This window comes from Bradyrhizobium sp. NDS-1 (assembly GCF_032918005.1).
GTDB lineage: Bacteria > Pseudomonadota > Alphaproteobacteria > Rhizobiales > Xanthobacteraceae > Bradyrhizobium > Bradyrhizobium tunisiense.
Window position 1 is genome coordinate 1,068,277 of sequence record NZ_CP136628.1, and the last position, 21,021, is coordinate 1,089,297.

Genomic DNA, 21,021 nt, shown 5'->3' on the forward strand with positions numbered 1-21,021 from the left:
AGCATCCGTGATCAAACGAAAAGCCGCTTCGCCCGACCACCATAAAATGGGGTTGCGCCGGCCAGCAATTATTGGCTCTGTGCCGCCGCATTCCTTGCCGCGGATTTCGAGGGATTTGCGACAAATCGCACACAACGGAGCCACCGAGTGAAACAAGAGATCTCCGAAGAACAGCGCAAGAGCGGCATCCTGACGGGCACCGTGATCGCCTTCCTCCTGCTCGCGCTGCCGCTTGCGGTGTGGCTGGACCTGACAGAGCTCAGCAAGACCGCGCTGCGGCGGCAGGCCGTCGATCTCAATTCGGTGATATCGAGCGTGCGCAGCTATTACGCCTCCAACGTGGTCGGGCGCGTGCTTGCCAACCCCGACGGCGCCACCAAGGTCGTGCACAATTACGAATCCGTTCCCGGTGCGATCCCGATCCCGGCGACGCTGTCGCTGGAACTCGGCCGCGTGATCGGCGCGCAGCAGGAGAACATCACCTACCGCTTCGTCTCGGACTTCCCGTTCCAGAACCGCGCGCCGCACCAGCTCGACAAGTTCGAGAAGGATGCGCTCGATGCGCTGCGCCAGGACCCCGAGCGGAAGATCGTGGACACCGAGACCTCGCTGTTCAACGACAAGGTCCGCCTCGTTGCGCCGGTCATGATGGGGCCGGCCTGCGTAAGCTGCCACAACAGCCATCCCGAGAGCCCGAAGAAGGACTGGAAGGTCGGGGATGTCCGCGGTATCCAGGAGGTCATCATCGCGCAGCCGATCGCCGCCAACATCTTCTCGTTCAAATACCTGCTGGCCTATTTCGTGATCGCCGCGGGCAGCGGCCTCGCCTTCATGTCGCTTCAGCGCCGGCAGGCGAGCCGCATCAAGACCATGAACAAGGAGCTCGAATCCGCCAACGACTTCCTGGCGTCGCTGTCGATGAAGATCTCGCGCTATATCCCGCCCCAGATCTACAAGAGCATCTTCTCGGGCCAGAAGGACGTCACCATCCACACCGAGCGCAAGAAGCTCACCATCTTCTTCTCCGACATTCAGAACTTCACCGCCACGGCCGAGCGGCTGCAGCCGGAGCAGCTGACCCAGCTCCTCAACGAATATTTCACCGAGATGTCGGCGATCGCCCACGACTATGGCGGCACCATCGACAAGTTCATCGGCGACGCCATGCTGATCTTCTTCGGCGATCCCGAGACCAGGGGCGACCGGGCCGATGCACAGGCCTGTCTCCAGATGGCTTGGCGCATGCAGCAGCGCCTGGCCGAGCTCAACGCGAAATGGCGCGCCTCCGGCATCGAACAGCCGTTCCGCTCGCGCATGGGCATCAATTCGGGCTATTGCAATGTCGGCAATTTCGGTAGCGCCGACCGCATGGACTACACCATCATCGGTGCGGAAGCGAACCTCGCCGCGCGCCTGCAATCGATCGCCGAGCCCGGCGGCATCGTGCTGAGTTATGAGACCTTTGCGCTCGTCAGCGACATCGTCCGCGCCCATGCCCTGCCGGCGATCACGATGAAGGGCATCAGCCGCGAGGTCATTCCCTATTCGGTCGACGCGCTGGCCGACGGGGCGGCAGAGCGAAGCGGCGTCATCACCGAGCGTGCGCCGGGGCTCGAGCTCTATCTCGACCCCGCCATGGTGAAATCGGGCGATGCCGCGCGGGTCCGCTCGCTGCTGGAGAACGCGCTGGCCTCGCTCAAGCCGGCGTGAGGGTGCGGTTTCTGATCGAGAGACTCCCCGCGTGATACCCCTCTCCCTAACCCTCCCCCGCAAGGGGGGAGGGAACCGACCTTTGTTGCCAATGGAAGCGATCCGCCGAAGCACAGTGCCACCACGCACTCCGCTGCGCTCCCTCCCCCCTTGCGGGGGAGGGCGGGGGAGAGGGGTAGCCCAGCAAAAGGTCCGTGTGAGTTACCTCACCTTGCCGCGCCTTCCGTGAAGGCCGTCTCGATCACCTCGCCGAAAGGCTGCCAGGATCGGCCGTCGAACTGGACGAGCCGCATCTGCTTGATCGGCAGATAGTTGCTGGGCGAGGTGCTCATCCTGATGTTGGGCAGAGTAACGGAGGGCTGGTGATCCCTGAGGGAGGCCGCTTGACGCATGATGTTCTCGCGCGAAAAGTCGTCGCCGCATTGTCTCAGCACTTTCGACAGCGCTTCGGCCGCGGCGTAGCCGTAGACCGCCGCGCTGTTGTTGGTGCTTTCGACCTGGTGATACTTGTCCATGAACGCGAACCATTCCTTCATGGCGGGATCGTCTTTCCAGGCAGGATCGCTTGGGTCTTTCAAGAAGGCCGCCGAGATCACGCCGGCTGAATTCTCGAGGCCCGCCGGCGCCATCGCATTGGCGATGGTGGCTGAGGCATCGTTGACGATGAAGACGGGGCGCCAATTCATTGATGCCGCCAGCTTGATCACCTTGGAGGCAGTCGACGGCACGCCCAGGAAGACGAAGATATCGGCGCCGGAGCGCTTGAGGATCGAGACATGCCCGTCGAGATGCTCGTCATTGATGTCGAACGCGATGTCGACGAGGACATGGCGGTTGAGGTCGCCAAGCCCTTCCTGGATGCCCTTGTAGAGCATGCGGCCAAACTGGTCGTTCTGCCAGAGCACGACGATCTTCTTCCTGGGGTAATAGGCCTGGATGTAGTTGGCGTAGATGCGCCCTTCCGATCGTAACGAGGGCTGCCAGCCCATGGTCCAGGGAAAAGCGCTTGGCTGGCTCAGCTCCTCGTCGCCAGAGGCGACGAACAGCTGCGGGATCTTCTTCTCGTTCAGGTACCAGCGCGTGGCGAGATTGCCGGGCGTGCCGAATGATCCGAACATCAGATGCACGTCGTCGGTTTCGACCAGCTTGCGCGTCAGCTCCAGGGCGGTTGCCGGATCAGAATTGTCGTCGCGCGAGATGAAGCGGATCTTGCGACCGTTGATGCCGCCACGCGCGTTGACCATGTCGAAATAGGCGGCCTCTGCCTGGCCGATGGCACCGAATTCCGAGAGCGGTCCCGAATACGGCATGACGTTGCCGATGCGGATTTCCTTGTCGGTGGTGGGTTGCTCCGCGCGCTGCAGGGACATCGCTCCCAGCGATGTCGAGGCAACGACCAGAACGAACAGCAATCTGCCGGTGACGCGCATGCTCGACACCTTGTCGTTGGCCCCCAACGAGGTCGGCTCATTCCGCACCTAGGGGAGTTGATCTACGTCAAGCGTTTGGCGATCGTGTGGCTTGGCGGCACTTCAGCGAGCGCATCTGTGGACGAATGAAATGGCAGGCACGTTGACGGGCCGTTGCGACGGTTTGCGTACGGAGCGCTTCTCTGATCGAGAGAGTCCCCGTGCGGTACCCCTCTCCCTAACCCTCCCCCGCAAGGGGGAGGGAACACACCGTGCGCGTGCGCGGTGATTCACCAAGCACTTCGATGAGCCGCAGTGCAACCGCGCACTCCGGTGCGCTCCTTCTCCCTTGCGGGGGAGGGCGGGGGAGAGGGATGGCCCAGCAAATGGTGTAAGTGGTCGATATTGAGTAGCCCCCGCTACGGCAGCCCCCGCGCCTCCAGCTGACGCACCAGCAGCAGCGTCGGCTCGGCGAGGCTGTCGCCGGAGCCGTCGAGGCCGAAGGCGCTGGCGATGCCGTCGCGGCTGCGCAGCAGCGCGCTGCGCGGACAATGGCCGGCGCCGCAGAGTGTCTTCTTCAGCGTCTCGCCCTGCGCCACGGTTCCCGCGGAATCGTCCGCGGCCCAGGCCAGCACGATTGGCACGTCGACATTGAGGATGCCGGGGAAGACCGAGCGGCTGTTATATTGGCTGGCGTCGGTGCCGAGATAGGCCTTCTCGCTGTCGCTGGCGTCCTTGCCGGCGCGGTAGATGCCGGACACCAGCACGACGGCGGCGACATCGGCGCGATCGGTCTGAAACTCGGGATGCGACAGCAGGGTCGCGACATGAAAGGCGCCGGCGCCGTAACCGACTGCGACGATCTCGCGGGCGTCGCCGTTGAACAGGTCGATATTGCCGTGAACCCAGGACAGCGCCGCCGCCACGTCGGTCGCTCCCATCGGCCAGGTCGCTGCGGGAGCGAGGCGATAGTTGACGCGGACCCCGATCATGTCGTTGCGCGCGGCGAAGCACATGGCCTGGTCCTGGACCTGGCGCGACAGTTCCGGCGCGGCGCGGTCGCCGGCAAAAGTGTCGCCGACCACGAACAGCAGCACCGGCCGCGGCGTATCCGCCTTGGTCTCGCTGGTGGCGACGTCGAGCACGTGGGCCTCGCTCTCGCCGTAGCGCAGGCCGCGCGAGAAGGTGACCCGCTCGCATAGCCGCGCGGTGCCGCCGGCGGTGGTGTCGGAATCGGTGAGGCCCACTTGCATGAGATCGGACGGCGGCGAGAGCCGGGCCGGCACAGGTCCATGCGCGGAGGCTGTGGTCATGGTCAGAAGCAGGAAAAATGTCAGATAATTCTTCATGGTGATGTCGGCCTTGCGGGTCTCATACTGGCTCGCAGATATGGCCCGTCTTTTCAATTCGTCTCATTAGTTGGCTGGCCTTGAGGCGAATTCACGGCACCCTTGGCGGGCAAGCGGCTGGCGCGGAACGGCGGCCGGTGCGGCAAGCCGCCGCGTTTGGAAGGCACCTCCGAAGGCCCGGGACGCTTGCGCTCTACTGTGCATGGGGTTGTTTTCGCATTTTTTGTTTTGGACGACCGGTCAGGCCCGCTTCATCGTCCGGAACGTAATGGAATAGCGGCGCGCCTCGACCGGCGGGATGCTGTGCTCCCATTGCGAACGCGCCTCGCCGTCCATCATGTACAGCGAGCGCGGCAGGGCTTCGAGCGTGTGGCGCTCCCATCGCTCACCACAGCGGCGGCGGAAACGGAACTTGCAGGGCGCGCCGAGCGATAGGCCAAGAACCTTGTCGAAATGCGGCTTGTCGCGGTGCCAGCCGATGCCGACGCCGACCTCATATTCGGTGCAGAGCACCTGCCGGACGCTGGCCTCCGGCAGCCCCGCCCATTGCTCGACCTGGCGCACGACAGGTGTCACCCAGGCCGGGATCGGCTCCGCCTCGGCCAGCCGCTGCAGCGAATAGTCGTAGCGATAGCCGAACGAGGCCACCCGGCGGTTGCCCTCGAACGCGCCGAACTGGAAGCGCTGGAGCGGCAATGCTGCGATGCGGCCGATCAATTCCTGCTCGAGGGCGGGATCGATAAAATTGTCCGCATGGCGAAGCCCGGCAGGCCCCGCCAGCGGTTCGGCGAACAAGCCCAACTGCGTCATTCCTCGCATTTCCGTGACGGAACCTTTTGTGCCCCCAAGCGACTTACATAGGACGCGGGAAGTAACGTGCGAGGCCGTCATGGCACAGAAGCATACCGCCGATCCGGCAGAGATCATGCGGGCGACCGGTCATCCCGAGCTGGAATATGCCGCCGGCTGGACCATCGCCGGCCTGGTCACCATCGGCACCATCGTCGCCGCCTGGGTCTTCGCGATCTAGGCGACGGGAAACTGGAGCTCGAAGGCGGCGCCGTCGTCGGTCGGCTTGAGCCTGATCGAGCCGCCATGGCTCGCCATCACCGCACGCGCGATCGCAAGCCCCATCCCGGTCCCGCCCTGGTCGCGGCGGGTGGTGAAGAACGCGTCGAAAATCCTGTCGCGGTTCGGCGCCGAGATCGGCTCGCCGTCATTGCTCACGGTCAGACGCAAGCTCGTGCGCTCGAAGGCCGCCTCCAGCCTGATTGACCGCGCCTTGTGCCGCATCGCGTTGTCGGCGAGATGCGACAGCACGATCAGCGCCTTTTCGCCGGACATGCCGATGGGCCGGTCGAGACTGCCGCTGGCCGAGATATCGCTTGTCGGAAACCGGCTCCTCAGGTCGGCGATCACCGGCGCGAGCTCCGTGCGCTCGTTCTGCGGCAGGCTTTCGGCACGGGCCAGTTCCCGCAGCCGCTGCGCCATCGCCTCCAGCCGCTGCGTGTCGGACAGGATGTTGGCGATGAACGTGTTCTGCTCGGCCGGCGTCAGGCCCTCGGATTTGCCTTGAACCGAATCCTGCAACAACTCGGCCGCGCCCTTGATCGACGTCAGCGGCGATTTCAGCTCGTGGGTGAGGTGGGCCGAGAACGTCGCGATGTAGTCCGAGCGCCGCGCGAGTTGCTCGGCCATGCCGAGGAAGCTGTGCGAGAGCTGGGCAAACTCGCGCGTGCCGTAATGGCGGAGCGGCTTGAATGCCTCGCGGTCGCCCCGGCCGATTCGAGCGGCCCGGTCGATCAGCTCGCGCATCGGCAGCGTGATGGTGCGTGAGAACACCAGGCCGATCGCGATGGTGCCGAGGATGACGGCCAGCCCCGCCAGCACGAACTTGGCCCGCTCCTGGTAGAGATGATCGAAAATGTTACTCGGCGTCCGCGTGGTGTAGATCACGCCGGCGACGCGGTTGTTGACGATGACGGGCATGGCCGAGAACACGTGCATGCCGAGGCCTCGGCTGAAGGAATAGATCGGCGGCGGCGGCTTGTCCGGCACGCGGTTGCGCAAGGTGGCGCGGTACTGCCCGTGCAGCGCGTCCGCGACTTCCTCGATATGGGCGAGCGACTGCCCGACCTCCTGCCGCCCGGCGATCACCACGCCTTGCGGATCGAGGATGCGAAAGCCCGCCAGCGTCACCTTCTGGGTCTCGCGGATGATCGGCGTCAGTCTTGCGCCGATCTCGACATAGGCAGGCTGCGCGGGCTGGGGGGCTGCTTGCGCATCCGGACGCCGCCGCAGCAGGTCGTTGGCCGTGAGATCGAGCGCGGGACGGATCGGGGTGACCTGATCGCCGGGGTCGGGCAGAACGCCCGGCGGCACCTCGGCGCCGAGCGCGAGGCCGCTGTCGAGCCTCGTCGTGACCTCCTGTGCATAGATCGTCGCCAGCACGCGGCTCTGCGCGATCAGCTCGGCCTGAGTCTGGCGGATGAGCTGGTTGTCGTAGAGGCGGAAGAAGAACAGGCCGACCAGCGGCAGCACGGCGACGGTCGCCAGCACCGTGAAGATCACGAGCCCCAGCGACGGCCGCCATTTGTCGGGGGCCGCCCTCATGCCTCTGTCTCGCAGCGGCCGAGCTTGAAGCCGACGCCGTGGATGGTTTCGATGACGTTCTCGCAATTTTGCGCCGCAAGCTTGGCGCGGATGTTGCGGATGTGGCTGTCGATGGTGCGATCGGAGACCTGGATGTTGAGCTGATAAGCTGCCCGCATCAGCTGCTCGCGGTTGAACACCGAGGTCGGCCGGGTCAGGAACGCGCGCAGAATGCCGAACTCGATCGCGGTGAGTTTCAGCGGCGTGCCTGCAAACGTCGCGACATGCTGATCGGGATCGAGCAGCAGGCCGCCTTGGGCAAGCGCGGTGGGTCCAGCCTTGACCTCGCCATTGCGCGGGCTGAGGCGGCGCAGGATGACGTTGACCCGCGCGACCAGCTCGCGCGGGCTGAACGGCTTCGTCACGTAGTCATCGCCGCCGATCTCGAGGCCGAGGATACGATCGATCTCCTCGTCGCGCGCCGACAGGAACAGGATCGGAACGTCGGAGCCCTTGCGGATCTCGCGGCAGACGTCGAGCCCGTCGAACTCAGGCATGCCGATGTCGAGCACGATCAGATCGGGCTTGTCGGCGGCGACGCGGGCGAGCGCCTCCCTGCCGTCGCGCGCCTCGATCACGTCCATGCCCGCCTTCTTCAGGGCGACCCGGATGACCTCGCGGATATGGCCTTCGTCGTCGACGATGAGAATGCGATGCGCCAAGAAACTCTCCGCTGCCCGTCAGCCCGCCGGCTGGTTCGTCGCCTGCGTATCCAGCCTGTGCCGGAGCCGCCAGTTGCGAAACCCCCAGCTTCGCCAAGCCAGGTCCTGACGCTGCTGTTCTACAAGGCGGTCGCGGCGTGGCACAAGGTAGCCCTCTCCGGCGGCAGGTCGCAGCGCGATCGCCTTGTCGATGGCAGGCAGCGCCTGCGGGCCGAGCGTCAGGAGATAGTCGATGTCGATCTGCACGCCTTTCCCCGATGCTTCCCGGCTGTGGGCGACATTGTAGTCGGCGATGAGGGCGTCGAAGTTCACGAGCGAGCTACCATAGAGTACGATCGCGAGCGCGATCAGATTGGCGCCCACGAGCCAGCGGTTGGGCCGGTTGAGAGCGATGCGGGCCATGATCAGGATCAATCCCAGCGCCACCAGCCCCATCCAGATGAAGGCCGCGATGCGCCAGTAGGTCAGCATGTAGATGTCGACGTAAAGATCGAGCCGAAGGATGGACGAGGCGACCAGCAGCACGTTCTGTCCGACCCAAAGATAGACCAGCGCCCGAATCACCCTCGACTTCTCGGCCGGTCCGCCCGGCCGCATCGCCACCAGCACGAAGGCCGCGGCGAGCAGGGCGGTTACGATCAGCGGGTAGGCGCCGCGATGGGCGTAGGCCGCATAGGTCATGTTGGCGGGCAGCGCCGCGTGCCCCCAGAGATAGATGCCGTCGAGAATCGACTGCGCCGCGAACAGCAGATTGAACAGGATCAGCGAGCGCAGAATGGCGGCGGGGCCCAGAAATTCCGGCGAGACGAAGGGCGGAAGCGGGGGCGGCTCTACGGCACCGGCTTCGCTGGCGATGGCAACCTTCTTGCGCCGCCAGCGCACATGGATGAAGGGCCAGACCAGCGCGAGCATGGCGGTCCAGAACAGCACGCGCGGGACGCTGACATATTCGAAGATACGTTTTGGATTGAGCAGGGACAGCCATTGCTCGATGACCGGATTGGCCGCTGCGAACAACGCGACGAAGACGGCGCTCAGCGCTGCCGGCAGCAGCCACAGCGCGATGCCGCGCGTGAACGCCGACATGTTGAAGATCTGGAGCGCGTCGGGAAAGAACCTGAAGGGACCGAGCAGGACGAAGTTGCGGAGTGCGCGGGCACGCTCGGCGAGACCGGTCGTTTCCGGATTGGTCGCGAGCAGCAGGGCCATGAGCAGCGCCGCGACGAGGATCAGGAACGACAGCGTGTTGAGCTCCTCGATAACAGGTACGAGACCGGCGACCAGAATGGCCACGCCTGTCATCGCACGCCGCAGATCCAGAGCCGCATGATTGAACAGCACCGACACGCCAACGATCGCGACCGCAAAGAGCGTCAGCGACAGGCCGATGCGTTCGCCGTAGAACAGCCAGTCGGCCAGTGCGGCCAGCGCCAGCGCGAGACCGAGCTTGGCCGGAACGGCGGGATCCCTGATCGGCTGGAGGTCCGCTGCGATCGTCGAAGCAAGGCTCGTCATGTCCAAAAGACCTTTCGTGATATGTGGCATCACGAAGTCTGAAGGGTGCTTGTGCAGAAGCCGGGATCAACGTCTGCATGGTTTCAGGAGTCTTCTGCAGATTTCGTGCAGACGGCCTCTTGCCTCTCGCCCGGCGCAAATTGCTTTGATAGGTGCGAAGCATTCGCCACTCCCAGCACGTGATGCATCATGCAATTGCTCCGCAATATCGGCCTCATTCTGCTCTGGCTTGCCGCGCCTGTCGTCGCGTTCGCGGCTGCGAACAAGAACGATCCCTATCTGTTGACATTGCGCGGCGCCGGAAACATCGCGCTTGTCGTCGCAAGCATCGTGATCGTCATCCTCCTGCTGCGCAGCGGGCGTTGGCGCACCGTCGCGGGCAAGCTGCTCGTCATGCTCTGGTGCCTGCCGCCGGTCCTGATGTCGGCGGCGCATCTGAAGTTCGAGCTGCGAAAGAGCGATGTCCTCGGCGTCAGCGCGGCGGAAGCGCGTCAGCTCGGACCGCACTTCATGGTCGGCTATTCCTCGTTTCCCGAGGTGGCGCGCCTTGCCGGGCAGGGATTGATTGGCGGCGTCTATGTCACCCGGCACAACATCCGCGGCCGGACCGTCGAGACGCTGCGCGCCGAGATCGCGGCGCTCCAGGACATCAGGCGCGCCGCCGGCTTGCCGCCGCTGGTCGTCGCGGCCGACCAGGAGGGCGGCATCGTCGGTCATCTCGCACCGCCACTGACCAAGGTGCCGGCGCTGGCGACGCTCGCCGAACTCGGTCCAGACGACCAGCAGGCCAAGGCCGAAGAGTTCGGCCGGATCCATGGCCGCGAACTCGCGGACCTCGGCGTCAACCTCAATCTCGCCCCGGTGGTCGACCTCAAGCCGCCGGCGCGGCGCAACCGGCTCGATTTCCACACGCTGATCGGGCAGCGCGCGATCGCGACCGATCCGGCTGTCGTCAGCACGATCGCGAGCGCCTATGTGCGCGGGCTGGAGCAGTCAGGCGTCGGTGCCACGCTCAAGCACTTTCCGGGCATCGGCCGGGTGCGTGCCGACACACATCATTTCAGCGCCAATCTCGACACGCCGGTGAAGGAGCTGGAGGCATCCGACTGGCTCCCGTTCCGCGGCCTGCTGGCGCATTCGCGCAGCGCGCTCATGGTCGGCCATGTCACGCTCACCGCCGTCGATCCCGATCGCGCCGCATCGCATTCGAAACGCGTCGTCCAGGGCATCCTCCGCGAGACGTGGGGTTACCAGGGGGTGGTGATGACCGACGACCTCGTGATGGGCGCGATCTACCAGAACGACGTCTGCAAGGCGGTGGTCGAGGCGATCAATGCCGGCGTCGACCTGCTGCTGGTCGCCTATGACGGCACGCAGTTCTATCGCGTCTTCGCCTGCGCCCTTGACGGGGCGCGGCAAGGCAGGCTCGACGCAGCCATGCTGCGCGCGAGCGCGGCGCGGCTGGAGCGGGGTTTCTCGCTCGAGCAGGCGCGCGCAGCGTCAGGTGTGCTCCGCCTCGTCGACAGGAACTAAAGCGCGATGCAATCAGTATGAATCGTCACCGCGCTTTATGTTGTTGCTTAGGCATGATCTTTTCGGAAAACCGCTGCGCACTTTTCCGGATCATGCCTCAGCCCTTGACGAACTGGCGGTAGTCCGGTTCGCGGTGAAACCAGAACTCGTAGCCTGTGACGGCCTTCTGCATCGCGACATCGTGGATCGGCTGGTTGAGCGGAACGACGGGAACGTCGCGCATGCAGAGCGCGATGAAATCCTTCACGCACCGGTCGTACTCCGCGGTATCGGCCGTGAACCGCGCCTTGTCGATCAGCGCGTCCATCTCCTTGTTCTGATAGGACGAGATGTTGAAGATCGAGTTGTTGCCGTGGAAATTCCAGTAGAAGTAATATTCGGGATAGTCCAGCCAGCCGCTGAAGCGGTTGAGCGCGAGTGGCAGCTCCTTCTTGTTCAGCGTGGTGCGCCAGTTGGCGCCGGGGATCTTTTCGATAGCCGCCTTGATGCCGATCTTGGCAAGGCTCTCCTGGATCAGGATCGCTGTCGGCTCGCCGACAGTGGCGGTACCCGTGTCGAGCGACAACGTCGTCTCCAGGCCGGACTCGAAGCCTGCTTCCTTCATCAGCGCCTTGGCCTTGTCGAGATCGGTGACATAGGGAAACGGCTGCGGCCAGACCGGCTTTGAGACCTCTGCCGCTCCGCCGTACATCGGAACGGCGCGCCCAAAGAACGCACTGCTCTGGATCTGCTCATATGGCATCGCCCAGGCGATGGCTTGGCGCAGCTTCACATTGTCGAACGGCGGCTTCGCGGTGTTGAGCGCGAGGGACCAGAGCGCGTTCGGGATCGGCACGCCCGACACCTTGACCTTGCCCTCCCTGATGATCTGCTCGAAATCGCGCGGCGCAAAGCCGCTGGAGATGTCCGCATCGCCCCGCTCCAGCATGGCGCGGCGCGTGCCGGCGGAGGGGACGTCGCGCGCGATCACGCGCCTGACTTTCGGCAGCGGGCCGCTCTTCCAGTCGTCGAACCGCGCCAGCACGGTTTCGCTGCCCGGCTTCCAGCTCTCGATCTTGTAGGCGCCACCGCCGGCCTCGTTGTTCCTGAGCCACGCCAAAGCCCAGGGGTCTTCCGGCGTCGCATTCTTTTTCGCAAGCTCGGAGTTGATGATGAAGGGTACGACGACCGCGACGTTGAACAGCAGCATCTTGTCCTTGCGGACATAGTCGATGCGGAAGGTGTGGTCGTCGACCACGACGAACTGCTCGGGCTTCTCCAGCGATCCCGCCGACATCTGGAAGGTCGGAAAGCCGCCGACCTTCACCGCACGGTCGAACGACCATTTGACGTCCTTGGCGGCAACAGGCGTGCCGTCGTGGAATTTCGCGTCCTTGCGGAGCTTGAAGGTGCAGGACATGCCGTCGGCGGCGACTTGCCAGCTCTCCGCGAGTTCGGGTGCTAGCTTCTCGCGGTCGTACGAGAGCGTCCCGTCAGGGAGCGTCTTCGAGGTGTAGCTCAGCAGCCGGTCGTAGCAGTTCCAGGACAGGCCGTTCACAGTCTGGTTGGAGCCGACGCCCTGCATGTCGAGCGAGTTCGGCCCGAGCTCCTGCACCACCAGCAGCGTCTCGCTGCGCGCCTGCGCTGATGCGAAGCGCGGGGCAAGGGTCGTCCCGGCGATGCCGAGGCCGCCGAGCACGACGCTACGCCGGTTGATGTCGAAAGATGATGCGCTCATCGCCGCCTCCTCGAGAGAATTGCACGATGAGGAGGCAAGGCGCATGCCATGCGCAGCTAGCTCTGGTGCGCAATCAACCCTTCGATCATCGCACGCACGAGGCGAGCGATTTCCTCGCGCAGCGCCGGCAGCGGCACGGCAACCAGCTTCTGCTCCAGTCCCAGTGCCACCATGCCATGCACCGCCGAGAACAGGCTGCGCGCGGTGATGCCGAGCTCCTCGGGGCTACGCTTCGGAAATAACGTGGCCAGCGGTTGGTAGATGTGGCGGAACAGTTGCATCTGGTCTTCGACGGACCAGTCGGGGACGGTCTTGTCGGCCTCCATGCGGTGCTCGAACAGCGCACGCCAGAGCTGGAGATTCTCCGCCGCAAAATCGCAATAGGCGATGGCGATGCGGACCAGCGTCTCTTGCGGTATTGCCTCGCCCGCGCTGACCGCGGCGCTGAGCGCCTCGTCGAGCCGGAGCAGCGTGCGGGAGCCCACGCGCAGGATCAGCTCGTCCATGTCGGCCACGAGATTGTAGACCGCGCCATTGGCGCAGCCGATCTCGCGGGCGAGATCGCGGGTTTTCAGGCCGGACAATCCGCGCTCGGCGATCATCCACTCCGCCGCCAGGATCAGGTCGGACCGAAGTTTTTCTCGACGTTTCAAGGTCTTAGACATAGATGAGCCAAACTTTGAGCGCTGCTCAAATTTATATTGAACGATGTTCAAGGATCCTGCTACAAAGGATCATGAGCAACGCTCATAACAGGGAGCTACAGATGTTCAAGACAGTCGTGACACTTTTCCGCGGCAGCGTGGCCGCCGCGGGCGAAGAGCTGGAAGACCGGACGGCCCTTCTGATCCTCGACCAGCAGATGCGCGATGCGGCCGCGGCCGTCGAGCGCAGCAAGCGGACGCTGGCCTTGGCGATCGCGCAGGATCAGCAGGAGGGCCGCAAGCTCGAGGCGACGATCGGCCGCATCGCCGATCTCGAAACGCGCGCGGTTGCGGCGCTCGACGGCCGCCGTGAGGATCTCGCCAGGGACGCGGCCGAAGCCATCGCAGGCCTGGAGGCCGACCGCGATGCAGCGATGACGGCCCGTGCGCTGTTCGCGACCGAGATCGCCAGGCTGAAGCGGCACGTCGCAAATGCGCAGGCCCGCATCACCGAGCTCGATCGGGGCCGTCGCGTCGCCCGCGCCTCGGAGGCGGTGCGCTCGCTTCGCCGCAGCGGCATCGAAGCGGCGCGTCCCTACGAATCCACGTTGCCGGAGGCGGAGAGCACCCTGAGGCGGCTGCGCGATCGGCAGATGGAAGCCCAGGCTGCCGACGATGCGCTCGTCGAGCTCGATGCGGCGATGGGTCCCCTCGCCACCGCCGAAAGATTGGCGGAGCAGGGCTTTGGCCCGCGGCTGAAGACGACTGCAGACGACGTGCTGGCGCGGTTGAAGTCCAACCGGACGCCGGCTGCCTGACCCCAACTCATCATCATTCGAGCCAACAGGAGACCATCATGAACCAGAACGGCCAGCCCCACAGCAGCGCCTGGGTGAGCTTCACTTACGCGTCCTTTGCAGCCTCCGCTTTCCTCGTCGCCATCGGTGTCTTCTTCCTGCCGATCGACGTCTGGATGAAGGGTTATCTCACCATGGGTATCGTGATGCTGGTCCAGACCTGCATCACCCTGACCAAGACCGTGCGTGACAATCACGAGAGCAGCCGGCTGGTGAACCGCATCGAGGACGCGAAGGCCGAGCGGCTGCTGATGGAGGTTTCCAAGGCCGCGTGAAGAATGGCCGCGTGAAAAATGCCTCGAGCTGATCCGGACGAGAAGCAAGAGAGCCGCGGAGCAACTGGCGCCGCGGCTCTCGCGTCCGCAACCGTCCGGAATGACGTCTTGATGGTTGCGATCCCCGTGGCGCATTGTGCTTCGGCTGCAAGTGGGATATGGCTCTCGCGCTTTTCAGAGGCGGAGACGAGCTTTGTCGAAACAATCGCTGCGTGAAGAGGCCGAGCGCCTGATCCGCGAATCGATGGAAAAGAAGACCATCGTCGTCAAGCAGGGCGCGACCCGCATCGAGGCCGTCTGCGGCAAGTGCGGCGCGCCGAACCGGGTCCAGGCGGAGAAAGGCCAGACCCGGGTCAAGTTCGCCTGCAAGAATTGTGGGCATCAGCAGGAGACGCTGTAGGGTTTTAACCCTCTCCCACAAGGGAGAAGGAAAGATCTAGTTCCCCTCCACAAACCTCTTGAATGCATCCGCATAGTCCGGGTGCCAGCGCGACAGCGGCGGGCGGTTCTCGATGATGTCGCCGGCGGCCCATTCCATGCGCTTCTCGTCGAGCACGCGCGGTACGTCATTGTCCGGGCAGAGAATGTAGAAATCGCCCATCTCCAGCCGCGCCAGCATGAAATCGATCGTCTGCTCCGGCGTCCAGGCGCCGGCCGGCTTTTCGGTGCGCCCCTTTGCGGTGAGGCCGGTGAAGACGAAGCCCGGTATCAGCAGGTGTGCCGTGATGCGACAGTCTTTTGTGTTGCGCAGCTCGTGCTGGAGCGCTTCGGTGAACGCCTTCACCCCGGCCTTGGAGACGTTGTAGGCGGGATCGCCCGGCGGTGTAGTGATGCCCTGCTTCGAGCCCGTGTTGATGATGAGGCCGCCTTTGCCACGCGCGATCATCTGGGGCGCGAAGATGCGCGAGCCGTTGATGATGCCCCACATGTTGACGGCGATGATGCGCTGCCAATGGTCGGGTTCGCCGAGCAGCGTGCTGCCCGGCTGGATGCCGGCATTGTTCATGAGCAGGTCGGTTCCGCCGAAATGCGCGCCCACGGCGCGCTCCAGTTCCATCACGCTCTCGGCCCTGCTGACATCGACGACGGAGGTCATCACCTTTGTGGCATCGGTAACGGATGAGAGTTTTGTTGCGGCCTCGGTCAGTCGAGCCTCATCGACATCCGCGATACACACCTTCATTCCGGCGCGCGCGAAGGCCATGGCTGCAGCCAATCCGATGCCGGACGCGCCACCGGTGATCACGGCAACATTGTTTTTCACGATGGCGGGATGTGGCATGGGACGTCTCCGGAGCGGGGCTTGCTCGAGCTATAACATGGCGCTGCTGTGACCCCGCACAAGTCGGCATGGGAGGTCTTCGTTCCGCGCTGCCTTTACGCCTATCCGGCACCGCTGTATCCTTCAACGCAACGATCCCGCCCAGATCGAACCAATCAATCACCTGACAGGGAGTGCAGCCATGGCTGTGTCGCAGGCTATTCCGATCACGCGTCATCCGTTCGCGAACGGGTCCTACAAGCAGATGCTGATCGACGGGAAGTGGGTCGATGCAGCCTCAGGCAAGCGCTTCGAGACCCGCAATCCCGCGACAGGCGAGCTGCTCGCAACGGTCGCCGAGGGTGACAAGGAAGACATCGATCGTGCGGTTGCCGCCGCCCGCCGCGCCTTCGAAGGACCCTGGAGCAAGGTCAAGCCGTTCGAACGGCAGAACCTGCTTCTGAAGCTTGCCGATCTCGTCGAGAAGAATTTCGACGAATTGTCGCAGCTCGACACGCTCGACATGGGCGCGCCGCTCAGCCGCACCCGCGCCTATCGCCTGCGCGCCGTCGGCATGCTGCGCTACTACGCCGGCCAGACCACGGCGATCCACGGCGAGACCATCGAGAACTCGCTGCCTGGCGAAATCTTCTCCTATACGTTGAAGGAGCCGATCGGCGTCGTCGGCGCCATCATCCCCTGGAACGGTCCGCTCACCGCGACGATCTGGAAGATCGGCCCGGCAATCGCGACCGGCTGCACCGTGGTGCTCAAGCCCGCCGAAGAGGCGCCGCTGACCTCGCTGCGCATCGCCGAGCTGGCGATGGAGGCAGGCATTCCGCCCGGCGTCATCAACGTCGTGCCCGGCTACGGCGAGACCGCGGGCGCCGCGCTCGCCTCGCATCATGACGTGGACAAGGTTGCATTCACCGGCTCGCACGTCACGGGCCAGTCGATCATCCGCGCCTCGGCCGGAAACTTGAAGCGTGTTTCGCTCGAGCTCGGCGGCAAGTCGCCGGACATCGTGTTCGCGGATGCCGATCTCGATGCCGCCGTGCCCGGCGCGGCGATGGCGGTGTTCGCCAATTCGGGCCAGATCTGCAGCGCAGGTACGCGGCTGTTCGTCGAGCAGTCGATCTACGAGGAGTTCGTCGGCCGCGTCGCCGAGTTCGGCAAGAAGCTGCAGGTCGGCAACGGTCTCGATCCCAATGTGCAGATCGGCCCGCTCGTGTCCGAAGAGCAACTCAAGCGCGTCACCGGCTATCTCGACATCGGCCAGAAGGAAGGCGCGAAGGCACTCGCCGGCGGTGGCCGAGCTACCGAAGGCGCGCTGTCGAAGGGCTTCTTCGTCTCGCCGACGGTGTTCGCGGGCGTCCAGGACAATATGCGCATCGCGCAGGAGGAGATTTTTGGTCCCGTCATCTCCGCGATCGCGTTCAAGGACATGGACGAACTCGTCAAGCGCGCCAACAATACCACCTTCGGCCTCGGCTCCGGCCTGTGGACGCGCGACGTCAGCAAGGCGCACGCGGTTGCAAAATCGCTGCGCGCAGGTTCGGTGTGGGTGAATTGCTACCAGGCGATGGATCCTGCCGTGCCCTTCGGCGGCTACAAGATGAGCGGCTACGGCCGCGAGTCCGGCAAGCAGCATGTCGAGGAATATCTCAACGTGAAGGCCGTCTGGATCAAGACGGCTTAAAGATCTGTCCTCTTCCGCCTTCCACGAGGGGGAATATCTACTTGGGGCGGCGCCTTTCCGGCGACCGCCCCCTCGCTATATGATCCACATCCTTTCATAGACATCCGGGGACCACATGAAATTCGAGGCGTTGTTCAAACCGTTGCAGGTCGGTCCGTACAAGCTTGCACATCGCGTCGCGATGGCGCCGCTGACGCGCATGCGCGCCGAGCGCGAGACTTTCTCACCGCGGCCGCTCAACGCCGAATATTATGGCCAGCGCGCCACAAAGGGCGGCCTGATCATCGCCGAAGCCTCGCCGGTGCTCTCGCATGGCCGCGGCAATCCGGCGACACCGGGCATCTATTCGGAGGCGCAGATCGCCGGCTGGCGCAAGGTGGTCGACGCGGTCCACGCCAAGGGCGGCATCATCTTCCTCCAGCTCTGGCATGTCGGCCGCGTCTCGCATTCATCCTTCCACGGCGGCGAGCTGCCGGTTTCGGCCTCCGCGATCCCGATCAAGGCGGAAGGCATGAAGGCGATGACGGCAGACGGCAAGATCTCCGACTATGAGACGCCGCGCGCGCTGGAGACCGAGGAGGTCAAGGGTATCGTCGAAGCTTTCCGGCAAGGCGCCAGGAATGCGCTCGCCGCCGGCTTCGACGGCGTCGAGATCCACGGCGCCAACGGTTACCTGCTCGAGCAATTCCTGCAATCGCGCAGCAACCAGCGCACCGATCAATATGGCGGCTCGATCGAGAACCGCGCGCGCCTGTTGCTCGAAGTCACGCAAGCCGCGATCGACGTCTGGGGCGCGAACCGCGTCGCCGTCCGGCTGTCGCCGCACGGCATCGCCAATGATTCCGGCGAGCCCGATCCGATGCCGCTTTATACCCACGTGGTGAAGGCGCTCGACAAGCTCGGGCTTGCCTATCTGCACTTCATCGAGCCGCGCTCCAGCGGCGCCGGCCGTGCCGACGTCCATTGGGAGAATGTGCCCTCCGCGATGGTGCTGTTCCGGCCGCTCTACAGTGGCGTGCTGATGACCGCCGGCGGCTTCACCGGCGAGACTGCGAACGCAGCGATCGCCGATGGCCACGCCGACATCATCGCCTTCGGCCGCATCTTCATCTCCAATCCGGACCTGCCGCGCCGCCTGCAGCATGACTACCCGATCACGCCGTACAACCGTGCGACGTTCTACGGCGGCGAGGAGAAGGGGTATACGGATTATCCGGCATATGACGAACTGACGCCGGCCTGACCAGTCGTTCCGGGGCGACGCGAAGCGTCGAGCCCGGAATCCATCTTCCGTCTTGGACTGCCGCTCGATGGATTCCGGGCCCGCCTTCGGCGCGTCCCGGAATGGCGATGAGGAGACACCATGGCCAAAGCCGCAGCCGCCGCAGGTAAAGCCACCGGCCAATGCCTCTGCGGCAAAATCCGCTTCGAGATCGACGTCCCTGCGCGCTGGGCCTGGCACGATCACTCCGCCGCCAGCCGCCGCGCCCACGGCGCAGCCTACGCGACCTATGTCGGAAGCTGGACGAAGCGGTTTCGCATCATTTCGGGCAAGACGGCGCTTACCCGATACGAGGATAAGACAACGAAGACCGCGCGCAGCTTCTGCTCGCATTGCGGCACGCCGATCGCCTATGAGCGCCCGCGCGGGCCGCACATGGTCAACATCCCCCGCGCGCTTTTCAAGGAACGCACCGGCCGCCAGCCGCTCTATCACATCGCGATCGAAGAGCTGCAGGAATGGGCCTATACCGGCGAGCCGCTGGTGCCGCTGAAGGGTTTTCCCGGCGTGGTCTGGCAGCGCTCGAGAAGGAAGAAGCGATCGAGAGGTGAAGATCCGTTCGAGCTGGGGCAAGAGGAGAGGTAGCGCTGCGTTCCCGCGCAACGCAGCCATGACCGCGCTTCCTTGCGCGTCTCCGGAAATTCCGGCCATCATGCCGCCGTCCTTGCGGCAACGCCCGCTCCTGGAGGAAACATGAAGAACAAGATCACCGGCCGCTCCGCTTTTCTCGCGCTGCTCAAGGACGAGGGTATCACGCATCTGTTCGGCAATCCCGGGACCACCGAGCTGCCGATCATGCATGCGCTGAAGGACCATCCCGACCTTACCTATGTGATGGCGATGCAGGAGAGCCTGGTGGTCGCGATCGCCGACGGCTATAGCCGGGCCTCCGGCAAGCTCGTTGCCTGCAACGTCCATGTCGCGCCCGGTCTCGGCAACGCCATGGGCTCGCTCTACAACGCCCAGTTCACGGGCACGCCGATGATCCTCACCGCGGGACAGCAGGAGCAGGGCCACGGCCTGATGGAGCCGGTGCTGTATGGCCCGCTGGTGCGCATGGCCGAGCCGCTGGTGAAATGGGCGGTCGAAGTGACGCGGCTGGAAGATCTGCCGCGCATCGTCCGCCGCGCCGCCAAGGTTGCGATGACCCCGCCGACCGGCCCCGTGTTCATCTCGCTGCCCGGCGACATCCTCAACAGCGAGGCCGGGATCGATCTCGGCCGCTCCACCCGGATCGATGCCCGCACCAAGCCGTCGGATGAAGCGCTGAAGGCTTTCGCCGCGCGCCTGCTCAAGGCCGAGCGCCCCGTCATCGTCACCATGGACGAGGTGGTCAAGAGCGATGCGCTCGAGGAGGCGGCCGAACTCGCCGAGCTGCTCGGTGCCGCGGCCTATCAATCGTCCACGCCCTATGGATCGCACTTCCTCTCGCAGAGCCCGAGCTTCGTCGGCACGCTGGCGCGCGTGCAGAAGGTCGCGCGCGATACGCTCGCGCCCCACGATCTCCTGGTCGCGCTCGGCGGCGATCCCCTGCGGATGTCCGTCTATAGCGAGGTCGATGCGCTGCCCGATGGTCTGGGCATCGTGCAGATCGGCCTCGTCGATTGGGAGATCGCCAAGAACTACGGCGCGGAGATCGCGCTGAAGGCGGATTTGAAGGAAACGCTGCGCGCGCTGATCCCGGTGCTGAAGGAGATGGGCGGCGCCGCACTCGCGAGCCGTGCAAAACAGCGCCTCGCCGAGCTGGCGCCGAAGAACTGGACCGCGCGCCGCGCCGCGCTGGTCGAGCAGATCGGCAGGAGCGCCGGCCGCAGCCCGATCGATCCGGACTTCCTGGTGCTGCGGATGGTCGAGGCCATGCCTGACAATGCCATCCTGGTCGACGAAGGCCTCACCTCGAGCCGCCAGATCACGGCGCTGCATCCGCACCGCGACCGCTACGGCTATCACGGACTTGCCTCCGGCGGCATCGGCTGGGGCCTGCCGGCCTCGGTCGGCGCCAGCATCGCCAATCCGGATCGCCCCGTCGTGTGCTTCTCGGGCGATGGCAGCGCGATGTATTCGATCCAGTCGCTGTGGACCGCGGCGCATCACAAGCTGCCGCTCAACGTCGTCATCGCCAACAATGGCGGCTACCGCATCATCAAGCAGCGCCTGCTCGCCTTCCATGGCGATGACAATTATGTCGGCATGGATTTCGTCGATCCGCCCGTGGATTTCGCCGGCGTGGCGAGAGCGCTGGGCTGCGAGGCGATCAAGGTCAGCGATCCCGGCGAGTTGCAGGCGACGCTGGCGTCGGCGTTTGGCCGGCCGGGAACGAAGCTGATCGAGGTGATGGTGGACGGGAAGGTGTAGGGCCGGCGTCAGCCGTCATTGCGAGGAGCGAAGCGACGAAGCAATCCAGACTGTTTCCGCGGAGAGATTCCGGGTTGCTTCGCTGCGCTCGCAATGACGAG

19 protein-coding genes are annotated in these 21,021 nt (G+C 64.7%); 10 read left to right on the top strand and 9 right to left on the bottom strand.

The features are described 5' to 3' along the window. Window positions 1-147 precede the first annotated feature (147 nt). A complete protein-coding gene (locus tag RX330_RS05015; protein WP_317242259.1) occupies window positions 148-1,710 on the top strand; it encodes an adenylate/guanylate cyclase domain-containing protein in 1,563 nt (520 codons plus the stop codon). A gap of 206 nt (window positions 1,711-1,916) precedes the next feature. Here RX330_RS05015 and RX330_RS05020 read toward each other — a convergent pair whose 3' ends face one another. From RX330_RS05020 to RX330_RS05030, 3 genes are all read right to left on the bottom strand, one after another. Continuing rightward, the gene (locus RX330_RS05020) at window positions 1,917-3,140 is read right to left on the bottom strand and encodes an ABC transporter substrate-binding protein (RefSeq protein ID WP_212080766.1); all 1,224 of its coding nucleotides are present in this window, start codon (window positions 3,138-3,140) and stop codon (window positions 1,917-1,919) included. Window positions 3,141-3,538: 398 nt separating this feature from the next. Next, window positions 3,539-4,468, bottom strand: a complete 930-nt coding sequence (locus RX330_RS05025) for an alpha/beta hydrolase (protein WP_317243842.1) — start codon at window positions 4,466-4,468, stop codon at window positions 3,539-3,541. A 240-nt stretch (window positions 4,469-4,708) separates the two neighbouring features. Beyond that, on the bottom strand, window positions 4,709-5,278 hold the full coding sequence (locus RX330_RS05030; RefSeq protein ID WP_317242260.1) for an alpha-ketoglutarate-dependent dioxygenase AlkB: 570 nt from the start codon (window positions 5,276-5,278) through the stop codon (window positions 4,709-4,711). Between the two features lie 79 nt (window positions 5,279-5,357). Here RX330_RS05030 and RX330_RS05035 point away from each other — a divergent pair, with 79 nt between their 5' ends. Next, window positions 5,358-5,498 (top strand): hypothetical protein, encoded by a 141-nt coding sequence (locus RX330_RS05035; RefSeq protein WP_164718835.1) that lies wholly within the window; start codon window positions 5,358-5,360, stop codon window positions 5,496-5,498. On the opposite strand, the gene RX330_RS05040 is transcribed toward RX330_RS05035, so the two are convergent. From RX330_RS05040 to RX330_RS05050, 3 genes are read right to left on the bottom strand one after another with little or no spacing between them, the layout of a single operon-like run. Continuing rightward, entirely contained in the window at window positions 5,495-7,081 is a 1,587-nt protein-coding gene (locus RX330_RS05040; protein ID WP_317242261.1) for an ATP-binding protein, read from the bottom strand. The two genes, RX330_RS05035 and RX330_RS05040, sit on opposite strands and share 4 nt — an antisense overlap. Continuing rightward, the gene (locus RX330_RS05045) at window positions 7,078-7,782 is read right to left on the bottom strand and encodes a response regulator transcription factor (RefSeq protein WP_317242262.1); all 705 of its coding nucleotides are present in this window, start codon (window positions 7,780-7,782) and stop codon (window positions 7,078-7,080) included. The genes RX330_RS05040 and RX330_RS05045 overlap by 4 nt, the downstream gene beginning before the upstream one ends. Before the next feature lie 18 nt (window positions 7,783-7,800). Then, window positions 7,801-9,297, bottom strand: coding sequence for a DUF4173 domain-containing protein (locus tag RX330_RS05050; protein WP_317242263.1), 1,497 nt, complete (start codon window positions 9,295-9,297; stop codon window positions 7,801-7,803). A 189-nt stretch (window positions 9,298-9,486) separates the two neighbouring features. Between RX330_RS05050 and RX330_RS05055 the strand changes: the two genes are divergently transcribed. Then, on the top strand, window positions 9,487-10,830 hold the full coding sequence (locus tag RX330_RS05055; protein ID WP_317242264.1) for a glycoside hydrolase family 3 N-terminal domain-containing protein: 1,344 nt from the start codon (window positions 9,487-9,489) through the stop codon (window positions 10,828-10,830). A 97-nt stretch (window positions 10,831-10,927) separates the two neighbouring features. Here RX330_RS05055 and RX330_RS05060 read toward each other — a convergent pair whose 3' ends face one another. Together RX330_RS05060 and RX330_RS05065 are read right to left on the bottom strand one after the other, a co-directional pair. Further along, window positions 10,928-12,547, bottom strand: a complete 1,620-nt coding sequence (locus RX330_RS05060) for an ABC transporter substrate-binding protein (protein ID WP_317242265.1) — start codon at window positions 12,545-12,547, stop codon at window positions 10,928-10,930. A 56-nt stretch (window positions 12,548-12,603) separates the two neighbouring features. Next, complete coding sequence (locus RX330_RS05065) at window positions 12,604-13,212, bottom strand: TetR/AcrR family transcriptional regulator (RefSeq protein ID WP_317242266.1); 609 nt, start codon at window positions 13,210-13,212, stop codon at window positions 12,604-12,606. 101 nt (window positions 13,213-13,313) lie between these two features. Here RX330_RS05065 and RX330_RS05070 point away from each other — a divergent pair, with 101 nt between their 5' ends. The 3 genes from RX330_RS05070 to RX330_RS05080 all read left to right on the top strand — a co-directional run bounded on the left by RX330_RS05070 (window position 13,314) and on the right by RX330_RS05080 (window position 14,723). Beyond that, window positions 13,314-14,009, top strand: a complete 696-nt coding sequence (locus tag RX330_RS05070) for a PspA/IM30 family protein (RefSeq protein WP_317242267.1) — start codon at window positions 13,314-13,316, stop codon at window positions 14,007-14,009. A gap of 38 nt (window positions 14,010-14,047) precedes the next feature. Further along, a complete protein-coding gene (locus RX330_RS05075; RefSeq protein ID WP_212080023.1) occupies window positions 14,048-14,323 on the top strand; it encodes a YiaA/YiaB family inner membrane protein in 276 nt (91 codons plus the stop codon). Between the two features lie 193 nt (window positions 14,324-14,516). Next, window positions 14,517-14,723: a hypothetical protein gene (locus RX330_RS05080; RefSeq protein ID WP_008145196.1), complete on the top strand. Its 207-nt coding sequence runs from the start codon at window positions 14,517-14,519 to the stop codon at window positions 14,721-14,723. A 36-nt stretch (window positions 14,724-14,759) separates the two neighbouring features. Here the strand turns inward: RX330_RS05080 and RX330_RS05085 are convergent, their stop codons facing one another. Further along, the gene (locus tag RX330_RS05085; RefSeq protein WP_317242268.1) at window positions 14,760-15,605 is read right to left on the bottom strand and encodes an SDR family NAD(P)-dependent oxidoreductase; all 846 of its coding nucleotides are present in this window, start codon (window positions 15,603-15,605) and stop codon (window positions 14,760-14,762) included. A 181-nt stretch (window positions 15,606-15,786) separates the two neighbouring features. On the opposite strand from RX330_RS05085, the gene RX330_RS05090 reads away from it, so the two are divergent. The 4 genes from RX330_RS05090 (at window position 15,787) to RX330_RS05105 (ending at window position 20,920) form a co-directional block, all read left to right on the top strand. After that, entirely contained in the window at window positions 15,787-17,283 is a 1,497-nt protein-coding gene (locus RX330_RS05090; RefSeq protein ID WP_212080027.1) for an aldehyde dehydrogenase family protein, read from the top strand. A gap of 115 nt (window positions 17,284-17,398) precedes the next feature. Next, window positions 17,399-18,526 (top strand): alkene reductase, encoded by a 1,128-nt coding sequence (locus RX330_RS05095; RefSeq protein ID WP_317242269.1) that lies wholly within the window; start codon window positions 17,399-17,401, stop codon window positions 18,524-18,526. Window positions 18,527-18,646: 120 nt separating this feature from the next. Continuing rightward, on the top strand, window positions 18,647-19,150 hold the full coding sequence (locus tag RX330_RS05100; protein WP_317242270.1) for a GFA family protein: 504 nt from the start codon (window positions 18,647-18,649) through the stop codon (window positions 19,148-19,150). Between the two features lie 108 nt (window positions 19,151-19,258). Continuing rightward, window positions 19,259-20,920, top strand: a complete 1,662-nt coding sequence (locus RX330_RS05105) for a thiamine pyrophosphate-binding protein (RefSeq protein ID WP_317242271.1) — start codon at window positions 19,259-19,261, stop codon at window positions 20,918-20,920. Window positions 20,921-21,021 lie beyond the last annotated feature (101 nt).